This window comes from Streptomyces sp. NPDC052687 (assembly GCF_040678395.1).
In the GTDB taxonomy this organism is placed as follows: Bacteria; Actinomycetota; Actinomycetes; order Streptomycetales; family Streptomycetaceae; genus Streptomyces.
The window spans coordinates 1-22,923 of sequence record NZ_JBFATR010000031.1 but is presented as its reverse complement, the minus strand read 5'-3'; the positions used below and the strand labels follow the sequence as shown (position 1 = coordinate 22,923).

The following is a 22,923-nucleotide window of genomic DNA, read 5'->3' as shown; positions in this document are numbered from 1 at the left end:
GGCGACATCCGCCGGGCCGGTCTGGCCCCGGCAGAACCCGAGCAGTCAGCCACAAGGAGACCGAACCGTGAAGAGCGCCGTGGAGAACCTGAACCCGACCCGGGTTCGGCTCACTGTCGAGGTGCCCTTCGAGGAGCTCAAGGACAGCCTCGACGCGGCGTACAAGAAGATCAACCAGCAGGTCACGGTGAAGGGCTTCCGCAAGGGCAAGATCCCGGCCCGGGTCATCGACCAGCGGTTCGGCCGCGGTGCCGTGCTGGAGGAGGCGGTCAACGACGCGCTTCCGAAGTTCTACACGGAGGCGGTCAACGAGGCCGAGCTCAACGTCCTCGGCCAGCCCGAGGTCGACATCACGGAGCTGAAGGACGGCGAGACGCTGAACTTCACCGCCGAGGTCGACGTCCGCCCGACGATCGAGATCCCGGACTACTCCGGCATCGAGGTCGAGGTCGACGCCGTCGAGGTCACCGACGAGGACGTCGAGAAGTCGGTCGAGCAGCTCCGCGAGCGCTTCGCCTCCACCACCCCGGTCGAGCGCGCCGCCGAGGACGGCGACGTGGTCACCGTGGACCTGGAGGCCAAGGTCGAGGGCAAGGTCCTCGAGGACGGCGTCGCCAGCGGCGTCTCCTACACCATCGGCTCCGGTGAGCTGCTGGACGGCATCGACGACGCCGTGAAGGGCCTGTCCGCCGGTGAGGAGGCCACCTTCACCTCCGAGCTGAAGGGCGGCTCCGCGGCCGGCAAGGAGGCCGAGGTCACCGTCAAGGTCACCCAGGTCGCCAAGCGGGAACTGCCCGAGCTGGACGACGACTTCGCGCAGCTCGCCTCCGAGTTCGACACCCTCGAGGAGCTGAAGGCCGACAGCCGCAAGCGCCTGGAGAACATGAAGCAGTTCGACCAGGCCACCCAGGCGCAGGAGCGCGTCCTGGAGAAGCTGCTGGAGCTGGTCGAGGTCCCGGTCCCCGAGAAGCTGCTCGAGGACGAGATCAACACCCGCAAGCACAACCTGGAGCACCACCAGCTCGGCCAGATGGGCCTCACCCTCGACAAGTACCTGGAGCTCCAGGGCAAGACCGCCGAGGAGTTCGAGAACGAGACCCGCGAGGCCGCGATCAAGGGCATCAAGACCCAGTTCGTGCTCGACGAGCTCGTCAAGCAGGAGAAGCTCAACGTCAACCAGGAGGAGCTCACCGAGCACCTCATGCGGCGTGCGGCCTCCTCCGGCATGTCCCCCGACCAGTTCGCCCAGGCCGTCGTCGAGCAGGGCCAGGTGCCGCTGCTCGTCGGCGAGGTCGCCCGCGGCAAGGCGCTGGCCGTCGTGGTCGAGAAGGCCACGGTGAAGGACACCAACGGCGAGATCATCGACCTCTCCGACGAGGACGAGGACGAGACCGAGGCCGCCGACGGGACCGCCGAGGCCGAGACCTCCGAGGCCGCCGCCGACGAGAAGTCCGAGGGCTGAGCCGTACGGCACCGCTGATCACGCGGGACGGGCTCCGGGTGCTGCGCACCCGGGGCCCGTTTCGTTACCCGCCCGGCGCGAGCGAGATCGACGCTACGCCCCCGGCGAACACTCCCGTTACCGGGATTCCCCCGGAGGGCCCCCGCGTTAGGGTCCATGAATACGTAGTACACGTGAGACGGCCCGGCGCCGTCGTAAGACGAGCAGGTGGATACGTGACGAATCTGATGCCCTCCGCCGCCGGCGAGCCTTCCATCGGTGGTGGCCTCGGCGACCAGGTCTACAACCGGCTGCTCGGCGAGCGGATCATCTTCCTCGGCCAGCCGGTGGACGACGACATCGCCAACAAGATCACCGCGCAGCTGCTGCTCCTTGCCGCTGACCCGGACAAGGACATCTTCCTTTACATCAACAGCCCCGGCGGCTCGATCACGGCCGGCATGGCGATCTACGACACCATGCAGTACATCAAGAACGACGTGGTGACGATCGCCATGGGCCTCGCGGCGTCCATGGGCCAGTTCCTGCTCAGCGCGGGCACCCCGGGCAAGCGCTTCGCCCTGCCGAACGCCGAGATCCTGATCCACCAGCCCTCCGCCGGCCTGGCCGGCTCGGCCTCGGACATCAAGATCCACGCCGAGCGGCTGCTGCACACCAAGAAGCGCATGGCCGAGCTCACGGCCCAGCACACCGGCCAGTCGGTCGAGCAGATCACCCGCGACTCGGACCGCGACCGCTGGTTCGACGCGTACGAGGCCAAGGAGTACGGCCTCATCGACGACGTCATCGCCACGGCCGCCGGCATGCCGGGCGGCGGAGGCACCGGGGCGGGCTCCTGAGGGCCGTACGGCCCTCCCGGCCCCCGTACACCCTGTGCGACCCCTAGACGCCCCCAGCCACCGCCCCAGCCCCTCTCAGGAGACACCGTGAACGACTTCCCCGGCAGCGGCATCTACGACCGCGCGCGTGCCGAGTACACCGGCCCCACGGCCGAGTCCCGCTACGTGATCCCGCGCTTCGTCGAGCGCACCTCCCAGGGCATCCGCGAGTACGACCCGTACGCGAAGCTCTTCGAGGAGCGCGTGATCTTCCTCGGCGTCCAGATCGACGACGCCTCCGCCAACGACGTCATGGCGCAGCTGCTGTGCCTGGAGTCGATGGACCCCGACCGGGACATCTCGGTCTACATCAACAGCCCCGGCGGTTCCTTCACCGCGCTGACGGCGATCTACGACACGATGCAGTTCGTCAAGCCGGACATCCAGACGGTCTGCATGGGCCAGGCGGCCTCCGCCGCGGCCGTGCTGCTGGCCGCCGGCACGCCCGGCAAGCGGATGGCGCTGCCGAACGCGCGCGTGCTGATCCACCAGCCGTACAGTGAGACCGGCCGCGGTCAGGTCTCCGACCTGGAGATCGCCGCCAACGAGATCCTGCGGATGCGCTCGCAGCTGGAGGAGATGCTGGCCAAGCACTCCACGCAGCCGGTCGAGAAGATCCGCGAGGACATCGAGCGCGACAAGATCCTCACGGCCGAGGACGCGCTGCAGTACGGCCTGATCGACCAGATCATCTCCACCCGCAAGATGAACAACGCCGCGGTCCGCTGACGCGGACACCGTAGGATGTGCCGCCCCTTGGCACAGCGCACATCGAAGTGAACCGCGCCAAGGGGGGCCCGAACGGGGGGCTCGGCAAGGTACCGTCGGACATAAGGCAGCACCAGGAGCCGCTGGACGTTTGCGTCCAGTCGTCTCCCAGGCGAAGGGGAAGCACACCGTGGCACGCATCGGTGACGGCGGCGATCTGCTCAAGTGCTCGTTCTGCGGCAAGAGCCAGAAGCAGGTCAAGAAGCTCATCGCAGGCCCCGGTGTGTACATCTGCGACGAGTGCATCGACCTCTGCAACGAGATCATCGAGGAAGAACTCGCGGAGACCAGTGAGGTCCGCTGGGAGGAACTGCCCAAGCCGCGCGAGATCTACGAGTTCCTCGAGGGGTACGTCGTCGGCCAGGAGGCCGCGAAGAAGGCCCTCTCGGTGGCGGTCTACAACCACTACAAGCGCGTTCAGGCGGGCGAGAACGGCGGCAGCCGCGAGGACGCCATCGAGCTGGCGAAGTCCAACATCCTGCTGCTGGGCCCCACGGGCTCGGGCAAGACGCTGCTGGCTCAGACCCTGGCGCGGATGCTGAACGTCCCGTTCGCCATCGCCGACGCGACGGCGCTCACGGAGGCGGGGTACGTCGGCGAGGACGTCGAGAACATCCTCCTGAAGCTGATCCAGGCGGCGGACTACGACGTCAAGAAGGCCGAGACCGGGATCATCTACATCGACGAGATCGACAAGGTCGCCCGTAAGAGCGAAAACCCGTCGATCACCCGCGACGTCTCGGGCGAGGGCGTCCAGCAGGCCCTGCTGAAGATCCTGGAAGGCACCACGGCCTCGGTCCCGCCGCAGGGCGGACGCAAGCACCCGCACCAGGAGTTCATCCAGATCGACACGACGAACGTGCTGTTCATCGTGGGCGGTGCCTTCGCCGGCCTGGAGAAGATCATCGAGTCGCGGGCGGGCGCCAAGGGCATCGGCTTCGGCGCGACGATCCGCTCCAAGCGCGAACTCGAGTCCAAGGACCAGTTCGAGGACGTCATGCCCGAGGACCTGGTCAAGTTCGGCATGATCCCCGAGTTCATCGGCCGCCTCCCGGTGATCACGAGCGTCCACAACCTGGACCGCGAAGCGCTTCTGAAGATCCTGGTGGAGCCCCGCAACGCGCTCGTCAAGCAGTACCAGCGCCTCTTCGAACTCGACGGCGTGGAACTCGACTTCGAACGCGAGGCCCTCGAAGCCATCGCCGACCAGGCCATCCTCCGCCAGACCGGCGCCCGCGGCCTGCGCGCCATCATGGAGGAAGTCCTGATGTCGGTGATGTACGAGGTCCCGTCCCGCAAGGACGTGGCCCGCGTGGTCATCACCGCCGACGTAGTCCACTCCAACGTCAACCCGACCCTGATCCCACGCGACGCGCGGGGCCGGGGGCCGGGGGAGCAGAAGACGGCGTAGCCAAGTTTCATACGGCAAGGGGGCACCTGACGATCGAGGTCAGGTGCCCCCTTTGCCGTACATCTTCAGGCGACCCTCGTTTTGGATCAAGCCAAGCTTCCGACACGTGCTTGTGTCATGTGCTCGCAAGGTGATCTTGTGGTCACCGTTAGGGGTGACCGCCCTACGAGCAAGGAAAGACGGAGGGACAAGACGTGAGAATAAAGCGAGCCCTGGCGGCGGCCAGTTTGACCGCTGCGGCAGTGGTGCTGCCCATCACGGTGGCGGCACCGGCACAGGCTAGCGCCGCGGATTGCCAGAACTACCTGGCGAGCAAGGGCTACCTCGTTGGTCCGAAGGTCAAGGATGCTTGCGGGCAGACCGGGATCAGCGGCTATCAGGCCTGTGTCCAGAGGCTCGTGAACGCCGGCGTCCGGGCCGAGTACGCGTTCATAGCGTGCAACATGCGCTGAACTTGACTCAGGACATGAAGAGGATAGGCGTTCACGCAATCGCACGTGAGGCGGCCTGCGTGCAAGCCTCGTAGTTCGTCAAGCCTGCCAGCGCGTTGCGGCTCACCCAGTCGACGATTGGGTGAGCCGCAACCTTGATGCCGACATTCGGTCAGGCCTTGACGCGGACTTCCTTGCGGAACTTGGCGGCGATGTCGGCCGCGGCCGCCTGGTCGGTCGGCTTCTCGGCGGCCATGCTGGCGACGTCCATCGGCATCACCATGCCCATGGTGCTGTGGTCGCTCCAGACGCAGATGGTCACGTTCATCTCGCTCGGGCCCGAGGACGTGCCGGACGAGGAGCCACTGAGGTCGCTCTTGATGTCCTGGCACTTGAGGACCGCGCCCTCGGCGTTGTCGTAGGACTTGGCCTCTCCGACGAGGGTGGCCTCCGAGTCGCTCTTCTTCGACTCCGTCTCCATGTAGGCGAAGAAGGCGTCGACGACCTTCTCGGGATCCTCGATCTCGCCGTAGACGCCGCCGAACTGGATGAGCTTCTGCGCCAGCGGGTTGTCCTTGTTGCCCGCCTGGTACTGAGCTTCGACGTCCGTGGGGTTCTTCACGCCCCACTTCTCGGCGTCCTTGATGTCGTCGCCCGTCATCGTGTCGCTGTCGTCGCTCTTCTTCTTGTACTCGCCGAGCACCGTCGCCGGCGTCGTCAGCTTGTGGGGGCCGTCGTCCGCGATGTCGGAGCCGCCGCCGCTGCCCCCCGCCAGGAGGAAGTACGCGCCGACCGCGATCGCCGCCACGACCGCGACCGCGCCGATGACGAGGCCCGTCTTCTTCTTGCCGCCGGCCGGGACGGGGGGCTGGGGCGCGCCGTAGGGGGCCTGGCCGTAGGGGGGCTGCTGGGGCGGGACGCCCTGCGGGGGCTGCTGCGGGTAGCCGTAGCCGGGCTGCGGCTGGGTGGGCTGCTGGGGGTAGCCGTAGCCGGGCTGGGGTGCCTGCGGCTGCTGGCCGTAGGGGCCCGGCTGACCGTACGGTCCGGGCTGCTGGGGCTGCCCGCCGTACGGGCCCGGCTGGTTGTAGCTCATTACTGGGTTCCCCTCCAGATGCTTATGCGTACCTGACATCCTGGCGCAGGCGGCCGGAACCCACCGCATCGGGGTGCGCACTGTTACGAAGGAATCGAGTTTCGGGACCGCGCCGTGACACCCCTAAACTGAGCCCGTGACCGAGAACACTCAGCAGCAGCCGCCAGCGACCACCACCGAACTGCCGACCCAGTACACGCCGGCCGAGGTAGAGGGGAAGCTGTACGAGCGCTGGGTAGAGCGGGGGTACTTCGAGGCGGACGCCAAGAGCGACAAGCCGCCGTACACCATCGTCATCCCGCCGCCGAACGTCACCGGCTCCCTGCACCTCGGGCACGCGTTCGAGCACACGCTCATCGACGCGCTCACCCGCCGCAAGCGGATGCAGGGCTACGAGACGCTGTGGCAGCCGGGCATGGACCACGCCGGCATCGCGACGCAGAACGTGGTCGAGCGCGAGCTGGGCAAGGAGGGCAGGTCGCGGCACGACCTCGGCCGCGAGGCGTTCGTCGAGCGCGTCTGGCAGTGGAAGGCCGAGTCCGGCGGGCAGATCTCCGGCCAGATGAAGCGCCTGGGCGACGGCGTCGCCTGGACGCGTGAGCGCTTCACCATGGACGAGGGCCTGTCCAAGGCCGTCCAGACCATCTTCAAGCGGCTCTACGACGACGAGCTGATCTACCGCGCCGAGCGCATCATCAACTGGTGCCCCCGGTGCCTGACCGCCATCTCGGACATCGAGGTCGAGTACCAGGACGACGACGGCGAGCTGGTCTCCATCCGCTACGGGGAGGGGGACGACGCCATCGTCGTCGCCACCACCCGCGCCGAGACGATGCTCGGCGACACCGCCGTCGCGGTCCACCCCGAGGACGAGCGCTACCGGCACCTCGTCGGCCGCGAGATCGAGCTGCCGCTCACCGGCCGCCGTATCCCGGTCGTCGCCGACGAGCACGTCGACCCCGAGTTCGGCACCGGCGCCGTCAAGGTGACCCCGGCGCACGACCCGAACGACTTCGAGATCGGCCAGCGCCACGACCTGCCGTCCATCACGGTCATGGACGAGCACGCCGTCATCACCGCCCACGGCCCCTTCCAGGGCCTGGACCGCCTGGAGGCCCGCTCCGCCATCGTCGCCGCGCTGCGCGCCGAGGGCCGGATCGTCGCCGAGAAGCGGCCGTACGTCCACTCCGTGGGCCACTGCTCGCGCTGCAAGACCACCATCGAGCCGCGCCTGTCCATGCAGTGGTGGGTCAAGGTCGGCCCGCTCGCCAAGGCCGCCGGCGACGCGGTGCGCGACGGCAAGGTCAAGATCCACCCGCAGGAGATGGAGAAGCGCTACTTCGACTGGGTGGACAACCTGCACGACTGGTGCATCTCGCGCCAGCTGTGGTGGGGCCACCGCATCCCGGTCTGGTACGGCCCGGACGGCGAGGTCGTCTGCGTCGGCCCCGATGACGAGCCGCCGTCCGGCGAGGGCTGGTACCAGGACTCCGACGTCCTCGACACCTGGTTCTCCTCCGGCCTGTGGCCGTTCTCCACGCTCGGCTGGCCCGAGCAGACCGAGTCGCTCGCGAAGTTCTACCCGAACTCCGTCCTGGTCACCGGCTACGACATCCTCTTCTTCTGGGTCGCCCGGATGATGATGTTCGGCCTCTACGCGATGGACGGCACCCCGCCGTTCCACACCATCGCCCTGCACGGCATGGTCCGTGACCAGAACGGTAAGAAGATGTCGAAGTCCTTCGGGAACGTCGTCAACCCGCTGGACTGGATGGACAAGTACGGCTCCGACGCGCTCCGCTTCACCCTCGCGCGCGGCGCCAACCCCGGCGTCGACGTCCCGATCGGCGAGGACTGGGTCCAGGGCTCCCGCAACTTCGCCAACAAGATCTGGAACGCCACCCGCTTCGCGCTGATGAACGGTGCGACGGTCGAGGGCCCGCTGCCGGACGCGTCGAAGATGTCGTCCACCGACCGCTGGATCCTCTCCCGCCTGAACTCGGTGGTCGCCGAGGTCGACGCGTACTACGAGGACTACCAGTTCGCGAAGCTCTCCGACGCGCTCTTCCACTTCGCCTGGGACGAGGTCTTCGACTGGTACGTCGAGCTGTCCAAGACCACCTTCCAGGCGGGCGGCGAGCCGGCCGAGGTCAGCAAGCGGGTCCTCGGCGAGGTGCTCGACGTCACCCTGCGGCTCCTCCACCCGGTGGTGCCGTTCGTGACGGAGACCCTGTGGACCACGCTGACCGGCGGCGAGTCCGTCGTCATCGCCGAGTGGCCCACCGACAGCGGCTTCCGTGACGCCGACGCCGAGCGCGAGATCGAGACGCTCCAGTCGGTCATCACCGAGGTCCGCCGCTTCCGCGCCGACCAGGGCCTCCAGCCCGGCCAGCGGGTCCCGGCCCGGCTCTCCCTCGACGGCACGGCCCTCGCGCCGCACGAGGCCGCCATCCGCCAGCTGCTGCGCCTCCAGCCGGAGGGCGAGGGCTTCTCGGCGACGGCGACCCTGCCGGTCGCGGGTGTCGAGGTCGCGCTGGACCTGTCCGGCGTGATCGACGTGGCGGCGGAGCGCAAGCGCCTCGCCAAGGACCTCGCCGCCGCGCAGAAGGAACGCCAGCAGGCCGAGGCCAAGCTCGGCAACGAGGCGTTCCTGGCCAAGGCCCCGGACCACGTGGTGGAGAAGATCCGCACCCGCCTGGCCAAGGCGGAGGAGGACATCACCCGCATCGAGGCCCAGCTGGAGAAGCTGCCGCAGGCATGAGGCCGCGTAGGTGAGGCGCGTACGTGAGGCGCGTACGTGGGGAAGGCCCCCGGTGCGGAGAAAGCGCCGGGGGCCTTCCCCTGCCGGAAGGGGCGCGGGGACTGCGCGACCAGCCCCACGGCCCGCAGCCGCACCACGCCCCGAGCCGCCCCGAGCCGCCCTCTCCGCAGGCGCCGCAAGCCACCGCACGCTTTGTCAGCGCGTCTCCGTAGACTGGCCCCGTGAGCGACATCCCCGGCACCAGCGACCAGAGCGACCAGCCCGACCCCCTCGACTCCTTCGACGAGATCATCGAGACGGAGACCACCCGTGACCCCGACCTCGCGGTGATCGAGGCCGGCAGCCGCACCCTGCGCACCCAGGGCGGCCCGCCCCAGGCGGACGTGCCCGCGCGGCCGGAGGACCCGGAGGTCGACCAGGCGCTGCGCGAGGTCGAGGCCGAGCTGGCGACCCGCTGGGGCGAGACCAAGCTGGAGCCGTCGGTCACCCGGATCGCGGCGCTGATGGACGTCCTGGGCGAGCCCCAGCGGTCGTATCCGTCGATCCACATCACCGGGACCAACGGCAAGACGTCGACGGCCCGCATGATCGAGGCCCTGCTCGGCGCCTTCGACCTGCGCACCGGCCGGTACACCTCGCCGCACGTGCAGTCGATCACCGAGCGCATCAGCCTGGACGGCGCGCCGATCTCGGCGGAGCGGTTCATCGAGACGTACCGGGACATCAAGCCGTACGTCGAGATGGTCGACGGCTCGCAGGAGTACCGGCTGTCCTTCTTCGAGGTGCTGACCGGCATGGCGTACGCGGCGTTCGCGGACGCGCCGGTGGACGTGGCCGTCGTCGAGGTCGGCATGGGCGGCTCCTGGGACGCCACGAACGTGATCGACGGGGATGTCGCCGTGATCACCCCGATCGACCTGGACCACACCGACCGGCTGGGCGAGACGCCCGGTGAGATCGCCGGTGAGAAGTCCGGGATCGTCAAGCAGGGCGCGACCGTGATCCTGGCGCAGCAGCCGGTGGACGCGGCGCAGGTGGTGCTGAAGAAGGCCGTCGAGGTCGACGCCACGGTGGCCCGGGAGGGCCTGGAGTTCGGCGTGGTGGCCCGGCAGGTGGCGGTCGGCGGCCAGCTGCTGACGCTGCGCGGCCTGGGCGGCGAGTACACCGAGGTGTATCTGCCGCTGCACGGCGCCCACCAGGCGCACAACGCGGCCGTCGCGCTGGCCGCGGTGGAGGCGTTCTTCGGGGTCGGCGCGCAGCGCGCGGAGCCGCTGGACATCGACGCGGTCCGCAAGGCGTTCGCGGCGGTGTCCTCGCCGGGCCGCCTGGAGGTCGTACGGCGCTCGCCGACCGTGGTGCTGGACGCCGCGCACAACCCGGCGGGCGCGCGGGTGACGGCCGAGGCGATCGGTGAGGCGTTCCAGTTCAGCCGGCTCGTCGGGGTGGTCGGCGCGAGCGCCGACAAGAACGTGCGCGGGCTGCTGGAGGCGTTCGAGCCGGTGTTCGCCGAGGTCGTCGTCACGCAGAACTCCAGCCACCGCGCGATGGACGCCGACGAGCTGGCCGCGATCGCCGTCGAGGTGTTCGGCGAGGAGCGGGTGCAGGTCGAGCCGCGGCTGCCGGACGCGCTGGAGGCGGCGATCACGCTGGCCGAGGAGGAGGGCGAGTTCGCCGGCGGCGGCGTCCTCGTCACCGGATCCGTCATCACGGTCGGCGAGGCCCGGCTGCTGCTGGGGAAGGGCTGAGGAACCACCCATGCGTACGCTCTGTGCTTCGACGCTGATCGGCGAGTTCTTCATCATCGGCTTCGCCGGACTGGTCGCGATGAAGGAACCCGACCTGTCCATGTCGACGGTGTGGACGGTCAGCGGGATCGCGATGTTCCTGTGCCTGGTGCTGTGCGGGATGGTCACCCGGCCCGGCGGCGTCGCCCTCGGGTGGGCGCTGCAGATCGCGCTGATCGCGTCCGGGTTCGTCGTGCCGATGATGTTCGTCCTGGGCGTGGTGTTCGCGGCGCTGTGGTGGGCGTCGGTGCATTTCGGGAGGAAGGTGGACGAGGCGAAGGCCCGATTTGCGGCGCAGGCGGAATCTTCCCAAGCTTCTCAGGCTGACGCTGTGTGACAGCGCCTCCGGGTCGCCCTGTAGCCTCGACCCACCCCGCACAACTTGATCTAAAAGGAGTCCGTCGTGACCCAGCGCACCCTCGTCCTCCTCAAGCCCGACGCCGTCCGTCGTGGCCTGACCGGCGAGATCATCAGCCGTATCGAGCGGAAGGCCGGCTGGCAGATCACCGCGCTGGAGCTGCGCACCCTGGACCAGGAGACGCTGGAGCAGCACTACGGCGAGCACAAGGGCAAGCCGTTCTACGAGCCGCTGGTGCAGTTCATGTCGTCCGGCCCGGTCGTGGCGATGATCGTCGAGGGCGAGCGGGTCATCGAGGGCGTGCGTCAGCTGGCCGGGCCGACCGACCCGATCGCCGCCGCGCCGGGCTCCGTCCGCGGTGACTACGGCGTCATCGTCCGCGAGAACCTGATCCACGCGTCCGACTCCGAGGAGTCCGCCGAGCGCGAGGTCAAGATCTTCTTCCCCGGCCGCGCCTGACCCCGCCTCCGGGCCGCCCGGTTGCGAATTTTCCAGGGAGTTTTCTGACGGGGCGTCAGCTGCCCCGGCTCGCCGACCAGCCACGGCCGTACGTTTTCGGCCGTGGCTTGGCATATGCCGTGGCGATCGGGGGAACGAACCCCTCCGATGGACCGTCTCCACAAGCGGGGCGGCGCGCCATCTGCTGACAATGGCGAAGACCCTCGCGCGGTTGCCGTGAAGGCGCGTCTACGATGGAGGCACTTCACGTCACAGCACCCACCTCGCCGACCTGACAAGCCTTCAAAAGCTTGGTGGGAAGGCCAGACGAATCCTGATGGGGAACTCAATGTCGTTCATCGGCCGTGACATGGCTGTCGACCTCGGGACCGCCAACACGCTGGTGTACGTCAGGGGTCGCGGGATCGTACTCAACGAGCCGTCCGTCGTCGCGATCAACACCAACACCGGTGGCATCCTCGCGGTCGGTGCCGAAGCGAAGAAGATGATCGGGCGGACGCCGGGCAACATCGTCGCCGTGCGCCCCCTGAAGGACGGCGTCATCGCCGACTTCGAGATCACCGAGCGCATGCTCCGCTACTTCATCCTGAAGATCCACAAGCGGCGGTATCTGGCTCGGCCGCGGGTCGTCGTCTGTGTGCCCTCCGGCATCACCGGCGTCGAGCGCCGCGCCGTCATCGAGGCGTCGTCCCAGGCCGGCGCCCGCCAGGTGCACATCATCGAGGAGCCCATGGCCGCCGCCATCGGCTCCGGCCTGCCGGTCCACGAGGCCACGGGCAACATGGTGGTGGACATCGGCGGCGGCACGACGGAGGTCGCGGTCATCTCCCTCGGAGGCATCGTCACCGCCCAGTCCATCCGTGTCGCGGGCGACGAGCTGGACAACGCGATCATCCAGCACATCAAGAAGGAGTACTCCCTCCTGCTGGGTGAGCGCACGGCCGAACAGATCAAGATCACGATCGGTTCGGCGTACGACCTGGACACCGACGAGCACACCGAAATCCGGGGCCGGGATCTCGTCTCCGGGCTGCCCAAGACCGTCGTCATCTCCGCCGCGGAGGTGCGCAAGGCGATCGAGGAGCCCGTCAACGCGATCGTCGACGCCGTGAAGACCACCCTGGACAAGTGCCCGCCGGAGCTGTCCGGCGACATCATGGACCGCGGAATCGTTCTGACCGGTGGCGGCGCGCTGCTGCGCGGTCTCGACGAGCGGCTGCGGCGCGAGACGGGCATGCCGATCCACATCGCCGAGGACCCGCTGGACAGCGTGGCGCTCGGCTCCGGCAAGTGTGTCGAGGAGTTCGAGGCGCTGCAGCAGGTGCTCGACGCGGCACCGCGCCGATGACCTGTGACGACGATTCCGCCGTACGAGGCCAATCCCTCTCGTGCGGCGGATCGTTGGTATAGGCATAAGCTCACACATCAGTTCCTGTTCACACACCAGTTCCTATGAGGAAGGGCACGGCCGCCGCACGTGAGGGACACACGAGAGAGCCGGCTGCTCCTGGTGCTGCTGATCGCCATCGCGTTCGCGCTGATCACGGTGGACATCCGCGGCGGGGAGGACTCACCGGTCGACGGTGCCCGGCGCGCCGCGGCCACGGTCTTCGGCCCGATCGAGAACGGAGTGGCGTCCGCCGTCGACCCGGTCGGCAACGCGATCGCCGCCGTCCGTGACTCCGGCGAGCGGCACGACCGCATGGCCGAACTGGAACGGCAGAACGCGGCGCTGAAGGCGAAGCTCGGCAGCGACGACCGCACCCGCAGCAGACTCCGGCAGCTCGACGACATGCTGAAGATCGCTGGCCGCGGCCAGTACGGCATCAAGGGCGCCGAGGTCATCGCCATAGGAGCCGCGCAGGGCTTCTCCTGGACCATCACCATCGACGTCGGCGCCAACGACGGCATCAAGCGCGACATGACCGTCCTCAACGGCGACGGACTCGTCGGCCGCGTCACCACCGTCGGCCCGGACACCGCCACCGTGCTGCTCGCCAACGACCCCGACTTCACGGTCGGCACCCGGATGGAGGGCAGCGACGAGCTGGGCTTCGCCGCGGGCCAGGGCGACCGCCCGCTGCGCGTGGAACTCCTCAACGGCAAGGCGCAGATCAAGAAGGGCGACCGCCTGGTCACCTTCGGCTCGCAGGCCGACAAGCCGTTCGTGCCCGGTGTCCCGGTCGGCGTGGTCTCCCGCGTCGACCCCTCCGGCGGCGACCTGACCCGCACCCTGTACGTCACGCCGTACGTCAGCTTCACCAAGCTCGACGTCGTCGGCGTCGTCGTGCAGACACCCGAGAAGGACCCGCGCGACACCGTCCTGCCGCCCAAGCCCAAGCCGGCCCCGCGACCGACCGTGACGGTGACGGTCACCCCGTCGGCCGAGGCGCCCGGCTCCGGCGAGTTCCCGTCGCAAGACCAGTAGGGGGAGCTGACCTTCCATGCGCTTCAACCGGATCCTGCTCTCCTCCGCCCTGATCGTCGTCGCCCTGGTCCTCCAGGTCAGCGTCCTGGCCCGGCTGCACCTCCCGGGTGCCGTCCCCGACCTGCTGCTGCTCACCGTCCTCGGCCTCGCCCTGGTCTACGGCCACGTCGGCGGCGCCCTCGTCGGCTTCGGCGCCGGACTGCTCGCCGACCTCTCCCCGCCCGCCGACCACGCCGCCGGCCGCTACGCGCTGGTGCTGTGCGTCGTCGGCTACCTGGCCGGACTCGTCAAGCCGGAGAACGGCCGGCTGAAGTCCGCCACCGGCACCATGGCCGTGGTGGCCGCCGCCGCGATCGGCACGACCCTGCTGTACGCCGGGGTGGGCGCCCTCGTCGGCGACACCGCCGCCCGCCACGTCGGCCTCGGCGGCCTGCTGTTCACCGCCGTCCTCTACGACCTGCTGCTCGCGCCCTTCGTGGTGCCCGGCGTCATGGCCCTCGCCCGCCGCGCCGACAACGACCCGCTCGCCGAGGCCGGCTCCGCCGCCCAGGGCACCGACATCTCCGAGGGCTGGCTCGCCTCCGGCACCGGGCTGCGCATCGGGGGGCAGCGCAGCGGCCTCAGAGTGAAGGCCGCCCGCGCCCGCACCGCCCGCGCCGGGCGCATCAAGGGGGTCAAGCGGCTGTGAATCCGGCTGAGTTCACCACAACGGGTGAACTTGCGAGGAACCGCAGCTCACGGGCCCTTCGTTCCTCACTTGTACTCGTCTCATCCGTTTCCGCCCCACCCGTTCTCACCCCGCCCGTTTCCGCCCGCACCCACCCGTTCGCGTACTGAGAGGGGGAGCAGCCGCAGTGACCAACATCCCCGAGACCGGACGGACGCCGCGCGTCCAGACCCGGCTCATCGTCGTCCAGGTCCTCGTCCTCTCCCTCCTCGCCACCCTCGGCGGCCGGCTGTGGTATCTCCAGATCCGCCAAGGCGCTGAGTACGCCAAGGAGGCTTCCGGCAACCACGTCCAGCAGGTCGTCCAGCCGGCCGTCCGCGGCTCCATCCTGGACGCGCGCGGCGTGCCCCTCGCCGACAACGAGACCCGGCTGGTGGTCTCCGCCTCCCGCACCGAGCTGATGAAGATGAAGGACGACGGCGAAGCCGTCCTCACCAAGCTCGCCGGCGTCCTCGGGATGACCCCGAAGGAGGTCAGGGAGAAGGTCCGGCTCTGCGACGCCGACACCCCCCAGCCCTGCTGGAACGGCTCGCCGTACCAGCCGATCCCCATCACCGACGAGGCCACCCCCCGCCAGGCCCTGCAGATCCGCGAACGCGCCGAGGACTTCCCCGGCATCACCGCCGAACCCCAGGCCGTGCGCCGCTACCCGAGCCCCGGCAAGGCCAACACCGCCCAGGTCCTCGGCTATCTCTCCCCGGTCACCGACGAGGAGATCCAGCAGGCCCAGGACACCGACTCGCCCTTCCTGCGCTCCGATCAGGTCGGCCGCTCCGGCCTTGAACGCCAGTACGACAAGGCGCTGCGCGGCAAGGCCGGCGTCACCCGATACGAGGTGGACAACCTCGGCCGGGTCATCGGCCAGGCCGAGTCGGACGCCGCCCAGCCCGGCTCCAACCTCGTCACCAGCATCGACGCCCGCGTCCAGCGCGTCGCCGAGTACGAGCTGAACGAGGCGATGAAGGCCGCCCGCAAGGAGTGGGACCGCAACACCCAGGAGCGGTACAAGGCCGACGCGGGCGCCGTCGTGGTCATGGAGGCCAGGACCGGCCGCATCGTCGCCATGGCCTCCAACCCGACGTACGACCCCAACGCCTGGGTCGGCGGCATCTCCGCCAAGGACTACCGCAAGCTCACCGGCAAGTCCTCCAACTACCCCCTGCTCAACCGGGCCATACAGGGTCAGGCCGCCCCCGGTTCCATCTTCAAGGTGGTCTCCACGGCCGCCGCGGTCCAGGCGGGCTACGACTTCGACGGCCGCTACGAGTGCTCCAGCGCGTACTCGGTCGGCGGCCAGGTCTTCAAGAACTTCGAGTCGCAGAACCACGGCGCGATCGACCTCGGCCGCGCCCTGGAGGTCTCCTGCGACACCGTCTACTACCGGCTCGCGCACAGCGAGTGGAAGAAGGACGGCGGCATCAACCCCAAGGGCAAGCCCAAGGACTGGTTCTACAAGGCCGCCCACCAGTTCGGCCTCGGCAAGGAGACCGGCATTGACCTGCCCAACGAGGTCTCCGGCCGCGTCCCCGACCGCGAGTGGAAGCAGCGGTACTGGGAGGCCAACAAGGACGCCTGGTGCAAGACGGGCAAGAAGGACGGCGACTACGTCGAGCGCATCGCCTACGAGAACTGCCTCGAAGGCAACAAGATGCGCGCCGGTGACGAGATCAACTACTCCATCGGCCAGGGCGACACCCTCGTGACCCCCATCCAGATGGCCACCATCTACGCGGCCATCTCCAACGGCGGCACCCTCTACACCCCGACCGTCGGCAAGGCCGTCATCAGCCCCGACGGCAAGGAGGTCGAGGAGATCCGGCCCAAGTCGCACGGCCGGCTCCCGGTCAGCAAGCAGACCCTCGCCCAGATGGACGAGGCCCTGGCCGGCGTCGCCACCCGCGGTACGGCCGCGTGGCGGTTCGGCGGCTGGCCGCAGGACGAGATCCCGATGCACGCCAAGACCGGCACGGCGGAGGTGTACGGCAAGCAGACCACCTCCTGGTTCGCCACCTACACCGACGACTACGCGATCGTGATGACCATCTCCCAGGGCGGTACGGGCTCCGGCGCCTCCGGCCCGGCGGTCCGCAACATCTACGACGCGCTGTACGGCGTCTCCGACGACGGCGCCATCGACAAGAAGAACGCCCTGCTGCCCACCCCGCAGAAGAGCCTGCCGAAGATCCAGACCGACGGCTCCATCACCGCGCCCAAGCTCCCCAAGGACGTGGCGAAGGAGCAGCAGGTCAGCCAGCAGGCCCCGCAGAACCCGGCCGAGCAGCAGCAGACCGCGGCGACCGTGCCCTCGCCGGAGGCGGGCAACCGTGAGACACGCCGGCGCGACCGCCGCCGCGGCGGCCGAAGGAGCCGGCGATGAGCGGCGTCAACAGCTTCCAGGTCTCCGGGTACGGCCCGGAGCGGGCCGGGTGGACGCGGCTGCTGGCCCGCGACTCGCTGGCCCGACGCCTCGACTGGCCGATACTGCTGGCCGCGCTGGCGCTGTCGCTGATCGGCTCGGTGCTGGTGTTCTCGGCGACCCGCAACCGCACCGACATCAACCAGGGCGACCCGTACTACTTCTTCCTGCGCCACCTGCTGAACACCGGCATCGGGTTCGCCCTGATGGTGGGCACCGTCTGGCTCGGCCACCGCACCCTGCGCACCGCCGTGCCGGTCCTCTACGGCGCGTCCGTCTTCCTGATCCTGCTGGTGCTCACCCCGCTGGGCTCCACGGTCAACGGCGCCCACTCCTGGATCGTGATCGGCGGCGGCTTCTCGCTCCAGCCGTCGGAGTTCGTGAAGGTCACGATCATCCTGGGCATGGCGATGCTGCTGGCGGCGCGGGTGGACGCGGGCGACAAGCAGTACCCGGACCACCGCACCGTCCTCCAGGCGCTCGGCCTGGCCGCCGTGCCCGCGCTGATCGTGATGCTCATGCCCGACCTCGGCTCGGTCATGGTGATGGTGGTGATCGTGCTGGGCGTCCTGCTCGCCTCCGGCGCCTCCAACCGCTGGATCTTCGGGCTCATCGGCACGGGCACCGCCGGCGCGATCGCGGTCTGGCAGCTGGGCATCCTGGACGAGTACCAGATCAACCGCTTCGCCGCCTTCGCCAACCCCGAGCTCGACCCGGCCGGTGTCGGCTACAACACCAACCAGGCCCGGATCGCCATCGGCTCCGGCGGCCTGACCGGCTCCGGCCTCTTCCAGGGCTCCCAGACCACCGGACAGTTCGTCCCCGAGCAGCAGACCGACTTCGTCTTCACGGTCGCCGGGGAGGAGCTGGGCTTCGTCGGCGGCGGGCTCATCATCGTGCTGCTCGGCATCGTGCTCTGGCGCGCCTGCCGCATCGCCCGCGAGACCAGCGACCTGTACGGCACCGTCGTCGCCGCCGGCATCGTCGCCTGGTTCGCCTTCCAGTCCTTCGAGAACATCGGCATGACCCTCGGCATCATGCCGGTCACCGGCCTGCCGCTGCCGTTCGTGTCCTACGGCGGTTCGTCGATGTTCGCGGTGTGGGTGGCGGTCGGGCTGCTGCAGTCGATCCGGGTGCAACGGCCGATGTCGGCGTGACCGCACGGCCCCGCCCCCGCCGACGCCGCAGACCCGGCCGGGACCGCTCTCCGAACGGCGTCCCGGAGCGCTCCCCGGCCGCGTTACGCTAGATGGTCACCCCTGTCAGCTGACGAAGGTAAATCCCGCGATGTCTGTCGAGTCGGTCTTCCCGCAGCTCGAAGCTTTGCTCCCGCATGTGCAGAAGCCGATCCAGTACGTGGGCGGCGAGCTCAACTCCACCGTGAAGCCGTGGGACGAGTGCGATGTGCGCTGGGCGCTCATGTACCCGGACGCCTACGAGGTCGGTCTGCCCAACCAGGGCGTCATGATCCTCTACGAGGTGCTGAACGAGCAGGAGGGCGTCCTCGCCGAGCGCACCTACAGCGTGTGGCCGGACCTGGAGGCGCTGATGCGGGAGCACGGCGTCCCGCAGTTCACCGTGGACAGCCACCGCCCGGTGAAGGCCTTCGACGTCCTCGGCGTCAGCTTCTCCACCGAGCTGGGCTACACCAACCTGCTGACCGCGCTGGACCTGGCCGGCATCCCGCTGGAGGCCAAGGACCGCGGGCTCGACGACCCGATCGTGCTGGCGGGCGGGCACGCCGCGTTCAACCCGGAGCCGATCGCCGACTTCATCGACGCGGCCGTCATCGGCGACGGCGAGCAGGCCGTGCTCGACATGACGGAGATCATCCGCGCGTGGAAGGCCGAGGGCCGGCCCGGTGGCCGCGAGGAGGTGCTGCTGCGCCTGGCGAAGACCGGCGGGGTGTACATCCCGGGCTTCTACGACGTGGAGTACCTGCCGGACGGCCGTATCAGCCGCGTCGTGCCCAACCGCTCCGGCGTGCCGTGGCGGGTGTCCAAGCACACCGTCATGGACCTCGACGAGTGGCCGTACCCCAAGAAGCCGCTGGTCCCGCTCGCGGAGACGGTCCACGAGCGCATGTCCGTGGAGATCTTCCGCGGCTGCACCCGCGGCTGCCGCTTCTGCCAGGCCGGCATGATCACCCGACCGGTCCGCGAGCGGTCCATCACCGGCATCGGCGACATGGTCGAGAAGGGCCTGAAGGCGACCGGCTTCGAGGAGGTCGGCCTGCTGTCGCTGTCCTCCGCGGACCACAGCGAGATCGGCGACATCGCCAAGGGCCTCGCGGACCGCTACGAGGAGGACAAGATCGGCCTGTCCCTCCCGTCGACCCGCGTGGACGCCTTCAACATCGACCTCGCCAACGAGCTGACCCGCAACGGCCGCCGCTCCGGCCTCACCTTCGCCCCCGAGGGCGGCTCCGAGCGCATCCGCAAGGTCATCAACAAGATGGTCTCGGAAGAGGACCTGATCCGGACCGTCGCCACCGCCTACGGCAACGGCTGGCGCCAGGTGAAGCTGTACTTCATGTGCGGCCTGCCCACCGAGACCGACGAGGACGTCCTGCAGATCGCCGACATGGCGACGAAGGTCATCGCCAAGGGCCGCGAGGTGTCGAAGTCCAACGACATCCGCTGCACGGTGTCCATCGGCGGCTTCGTCCCCAAGCCCCACACCCCCTTCCAGTGGGCCCCGCAGCTCTCCGCCGAGGAGACCGACGCCCGCCTGGAGAAGCTGCGCGACAAGATCCGCGGCGACAAGAAGTACGGCCGCTCCATCGGCTTCCGCTACCACGACGGCAAGCCCGGCATCGTCGAGGGCCTCCTCTCCCGCGGCGACCGCCGCATCGGCGCCGTCATCCGCGCCGTCTACGAGGACGGCGGCCGCTTCGACGGCTGGCGCGAGCACTTCTCGTACGACCGCTGGATGAACTGCGCCGAAAAGGCCCTCGCCCCCTACGGCGTGGACGTCGACTGGTACACCACCCGCGAGCGCACCTACGAGGAGGTCCTGCCCTGGGACCACCTCGACTCCGGCCTCGACAAGGACTGGCTCTGGGAGGACTGGCAGGACGCCCTCGACGAGACGGAGGTCGAGGACTGCCGCTGGACGCCGTGCTTCGACTGCGGCGTCTGCCCCGCCATGGACACCCACATCCAGATCGGCCCGACGGGCAAGAAGCTGCTGCCCCTGACGGTCGTGAAGTAGTGGCGCGAGCCGCGTAACACCTTGGTGACGCGAGGGTCCCCGTCGCAACGGTGGGGGCCCTCGTCGTGTCTTCACCGGCATGGATCTGGAAAAGCGCCAGGCAGTCCGGAACGGTGCACCGCAGGGCCGGGAGCCCGAGGGGTGGCTCGTCGTCGCTGTGCGGCTGCCTGTGCGGATCGTCGCGCTGGTCGTCGTGCTGCCGGTGCGGATGGTGTGGGACGTGCTGGTCGTCGTCGGGCGGGTGCTGCGGGACACCGTGCTGCGGCCGCTCGGGCGGGCGCTGGCGTGGGTGGGGAAGGCGCTGTTCGTCTGGCCGTTCGTGGCGCTGTGGCGGTGGGTGCTGGTGCCGGCCGGGCGGGCGGTCGCGTGGCTGGTGAAGTGGCTGGTCGTGGTGCCGGCGGTGTGGCTGTACCGGTGGGTGCTGACGCCGGTGGGGCACGGGATCGCGTGGGTCGCTCGGGGCGTGTGGGCCGGGCTGGCGTGGGTATACGGACGGCTGCTGACACCGGTGGGGCACGGCGTGCTGTGGCTGGTGCGGTATCTGGTCGTCGTGCCCGCCGTGTGGGTGTACCGGTGGGTGCTCGCCCCGGTCGGCCGGGCCGTCGCCTGGACCGTGTACTGGACCGGCCGGGTGCTGTTCGTGCTGCCCGCGCAGGCGGTGTGGCGGTGGGTCCTGGTGCCCGTGGGACGCGTGCTCGCGGTCCTCGGGCGGGAGTCCTGGACGGCGCTCGGGCACGCCTGGCGGGTCGCCGGGCACATCTCGCTCGCCGTCGGACGGTTCCTCGGCACCCTCTTCCGGTGGATCTTCGTGGAGCCGCTGCGCTGGGTCTACCGCAGCCTGCTGACCCCGCTCGGGCACGCGGTGCGCGACGCGGTACTGCGCCCCGTCGCCGACGCCTCACGCGCCGTGGGCCGCGGCGTCCGGCAGGCGCTGGCGTCCGTACGGGAGAGCGTGCGCCAGGCGCGGTACGACGTCCGGCGGACGCTGTTCGGCGAGCCCCGCGAGCGGCCGGCGGTGGCCCGGCGGGAACCTCGGGGCGGCGAGGCACGTACTCTTGGTAGGAGTACGACCGCTCTCACGAAGGACTGAACGACACTGGGCAAGCGACAGCCCGAAGGCCCGCCGCCCGCACCCGCGGTGCAGCGCATCCGACTGCGCTACACCAAGCGCGGCCGCCTGAGGTTCACCAGCCACCGCGACTTCCAGCGCGCTTTCGAGCGTGCGCTGCGCCGCGCCGAGGTACCCATGGCGTACTCGGCGGGGTTCACCCCGCACCCGAAGGTGTCGTACGCCAATGCCGCACCCACCGGCACGGGCAGTGAGGCGGAGTACCTGGAGATCGCGCTCACCGAACCGCGCGATCCCCAGCGGCTGAGGGAACTGCTCGACGAGTCGCTGCCCGACGGGCTCGACATCGTCGACGCGGTCGAGGCCCGCACGTCCGGCCTCGCCGACCGGCTGACGGCTTCCGTCTGGGAGCTGCGGCTGGACGGGGTGGAGCCGGCCGACGCGGCCCGCGCGGTGGCGGCTTTCAACGCGGCCGAGGCGGTCGAGGTGCAGCGTCTCACCAAGAACGGGATGCGCACCTTCGACGCCCGTCCGGCCGTCGCGAGCCTCGAAGCCCTCGACGGAACGGAAACGCACGGTTCGCGGGCTGATAGGCCGAGCGACCGGCCCTGTGCGATACTGCGGCTGGTTGTTCGGCACGTGACGCCTGCCGTACGACCCGACGACGTCCTGTCCGGTCTCCGCGCCGTGGCCGACCTGGCGCCGCCGGTCCCCGCAGCGGTGACCAGGCTGGCGCAGGGGCTGTTCGATGCAGAGACCGGCACGGTGACCGACCCGCTCGCGCCCGACCGCGAGGCAGCGGCGGCCCTCTCGACGGCCGCTCCGGCTGCCGCCGCGACGGCGCCGACGCCGGAAGGTTCCGCGTAGGGACGGACGTCGTAGCGCCGCCCTGGTACTCGGGAGCCACCTGGGTCGGGCAGCGCACCGACCAGAAGACTTTCGCCAGGCCGTACGCATTCGGCGTACGGAACCGGCGAGACAGGACACAGAGAGCTCCCGTGCGGCGCCCGCGCCCCGGACGGCGGCAGTCGCGCATCGCGCGAGCCGCGGACGTCACCGGCACACCGCCGGACCAGGTGCGGCGCCCGGGAGCCTGACGGGAGAAACGCCCGCATGCTCGAGCCGATCGAACCCACCGAGGGTTCCGAACCGAACAGCCCCAGCGACACCCTGCCGCCGCGCCGTCGGCGCCGTGCCGCTTCCCGCCCGGCGGGTCCGCCCGCCGTCTCCTCGGACACCCCGGCGGAGACCGTCGCGCCGGCCATACCGGCCGCCGACGCCGCCGACCTCGCGAGCGAGGCCGTGGCCGACACCGAGGCCGACGCCGATGCCGCCGTGAGCGGCGAGGCCGTCGAGAGCGGCGAGGCGGTCGAGAGCGCCGAGGCCGTCGAGGATACCGAGGCCGCCGAGACGGCTGCCGCCGAGGCAGCCCCCGCCGCTCCCGCCCGTCCGCGCCGCCGGGCCACCCGCCGGGCGTCCGCGCCCGCCGGGTCGCCGGCCGGTGCGGAGCCCGCCGAGACCGTCGTCCCGGCGAAGGCCGAGGCCGGGACGGAGACCGCGGCTCAGGCGCCGGCCGCCGACGAGGCGCAGGCCGGGCCGGCCGTCGAGGCCCCCGCCGAGGAGGCCGCGCCGCGGCGCACCCGCCGCCGGGCCACGCGCCGGGTG

The 22,923-nt window shown here is 69.9% G+C and carries 18 protein-coding genes and 1 pseudogene; 18 read left to right on the top strand and 1 reads right to left on the bottom strand.

Features of this window, described 5'->3' with window-relative positions; all coding sequences use genetic code 11:
- The first annotated feature begins 67 nt into the window (after positions 1-67).
- From tig to AB0K92_RS22785, 5 genes are all read left to right on the top strand, one after another.
- Complete coding sequence (gene tig, locus AB0K92_RS22805) at positions 68-1,462, top strand: trigger factor (protein ID WP_365925599.1); 1,395 nt, start codon at positions 68-70, stop codon at positions 1,460-1,462.
- Between the two features lie 227 nt (positions 1,463-1,689).
- Positions 1,690-2,301, top strand: a complete 612-nt coding sequence (locus AB0K92_RS22800) for an ATP-dependent Clp protease proteolytic subunit (protein ID WP_052414086.1) — start codon at positions 1,690-1,692, stop codon at positions 2,299-2,301.
- A gap of 87 nt (positions 2,302-2,388) precedes the next feature.
- Positions 2,389-3,069 (top strand): ATP-dependent Clp protease proteolytic subunit, encoded by a 681-nt coding sequence (locus AB0K92_RS22795; protein ID WP_365757325.1) that lies wholly within the window; start codon positions 2,389-2,391, stop codon positions 3,067-3,069.
- Positions 3,070-3,238: 169 nt separating this feature from the next.
- Complete coding sequence (gene clpX / locus AB0K92_RS22790) at positions 3,239-4,519, top strand: ATP-dependent Clp protease ATP-binding subunit ClpX (RefSeq protein WP_165998549.1); 1,281 nt, start codon at positions 3,239-3,241, stop codon at positions 4,517-4,519.
- 194 nt (positions 4,520-4,713) lie between these two features.
- A complete protein-coding gene (locus tag AB0K92_RS22785) occupies positions 4,714-4,971 on the top strand; it encodes a hypothetical protein (protein ID WP_165998548.1) in 258 nt (85 codons plus the stop codon).
- A gap of 151 nt (positions 4,972-5,122) precedes the next feature.
- Here the strand turns inward: AB0K92_RS22785 and AB0K92_RS22780 are convergent, their stop codons facing one another.
- Positions 5,123-6,043: a hypothetical protein gene (locus tag AB0K92_RS22780; RefSeq protein ID WP_365925596.1), complete on the bottom strand. Its 921-nt coding sequence runs from the start codon at positions 6,041-6,043 to the stop codon at positions 5,123-5,125.
- A 136-nt stretch (positions 6,044-6,179) separates the two neighbouring features.
- On the opposite strand from AB0K92_RS22780, the gene AB0K92_RS22775 reads away from it, so the two are divergent.
- The 13 genes and pseudogenes from AB0K92_RS22775 to AB0K92_RS22715 all read left to right on the top strand — a co-directional run.
- Positions 6,180-8,804: a valine--tRNA ligase gene (locus AB0K92_RS22775; protein ID WP_365925594.1), complete on the top strand. Its 2,625-nt coding sequence runs from the start codon at positions 6,180-6,182 to the stop codon at positions 8,802-8,804.
- A 221-nt stretch (positions 8,805-9,025) separates the two neighbouring features.
- Positions 9,026-10,549, top strand: coding sequence for a folylpolyglutamate synthase/dihydrofolate synthase family protein (locus AB0K92_RS22770; RefSeq protein WP_365925592.1), 1,524 nt, complete (start codon positions 9,026-9,028; stop codon positions 10,547-10,549).
- A gap of 10 nt (positions 10,550-10,559) precedes the next feature.
- Positions 10,560-10,925 (top strand): DUF4233 domain-containing protein, encoded by a 366-nt coding sequence (locus AB0K92_RS22765; protein ID WP_365925590.1) that lies wholly within the window; start codon positions 10,560-10,562, stop codon positions 10,923-10,925.
- A 66-nt stretch (positions 10,926-10,991) separates the two neighbouring features.
- Positions 10,992-11,405: a nucleoside-diphosphate kinase gene (gene ndk / locus AB0K92_RS22760; RefSeq protein WP_365925588.1), complete on the top strand. Its 414-nt coding sequence runs from the start codon at positions 10,992-10,994 to the stop codon at positions 11,403-11,405.
- A 328-nt stretch (positions 11,406-11,733) separates the two neighbouring features.
- On the top strand, positions 11,734-12,753 hold the full coding sequence (locus tag AB0K92_RS22755) for a rod shape-determining protein (RefSeq protein WP_048457894.1): 1,020 nt from the start codon (positions 11,734-11,736) through the stop codon (positions 12,751-12,753).
- Between the two features lie 129 nt (positions 12,754-12,882).
- Entirely contained in the window at positions 12,883-13,833 is a 951-nt protein-coding gene (mreC, locus tag AB0K92_RS22750) for a rod shape-determining protein MreC (protein WP_365925586.1), read from the top strand.
- Positions 13,834-13,849: 16 nt separating this feature from the next.
- Entirely contained in the window at positions 13,850-14,521 is a 672-nt protein-coding gene (gene mreD, locus AB0K92_RS22745; protein WP_365925584.1) for a rod shape-determining protein MreD, read from the top strand.
- 166 nt (positions 14,522-14,687) lie between these two features.
- Entirely contained in the window at positions 14,688-16,937 is a 2,250-nt protein-coding gene (gene mrdA, locus AB0K92_RS22740; protein ID WP_365925582.1) for a penicillin-binding protein 2, read from the top strand.
- Positions 16,934-18,133 carry a rod shape-determining protein RodA gene (gene rodA, locus AB0K92_RS22735; protein ID WP_365925580.1) on the top strand — a complete coding sequence of 400 codons (1,200 nt, stop codon included), beginning with the start codon at positions 16,934-16,936 and terminating at the stop codon, positions 18,131-18,133. Before mrdA ends, rodA begins: the two co-directional genes overlap by 4 nt.
- A gap of 130 nt (positions 18,134-18,263) precedes the next feature.
- Entirely contained in the window at positions 18,264-20,189 is a 1,926-nt protein-coding gene (locus AB0K92_RS22730) for a TIGR03960 family B12-binding radical SAM protein (RefSeq protein WP_365925578.1), read from the top strand.
- 79 nt (positions 20,190-20,268) lie between these two features.
- The gene (locus AB0K92_RS22725; protein WP_365925576.1) at positions 20,269-21,279 is read left to right on the top strand and encodes a hypothetical protein; all 1,011 of its coding nucleotides are present in this window, start codon (positions 20,269-20,271) and stop codon (positions 21,277-21,279) included.
- 48 nt (positions 21,280-21,327) lie between these two features.
- A complete protein-coding gene (locus tag AB0K92_RS22720; protein WP_365925574.1) occupies positions 21,328-22,125 on the top strand; it encodes a TIGR03936 family radical SAM-associated protein in 798 nt (265 codons plus the stop codon).
- 246 nt (positions 22,126-22,371) lie between these two features.
- Positions 22,372-22,923, top strand: a pseudogene (locus tag AB0K92_RS22715) (ribonuclease E/G); the annotation flags it as partial.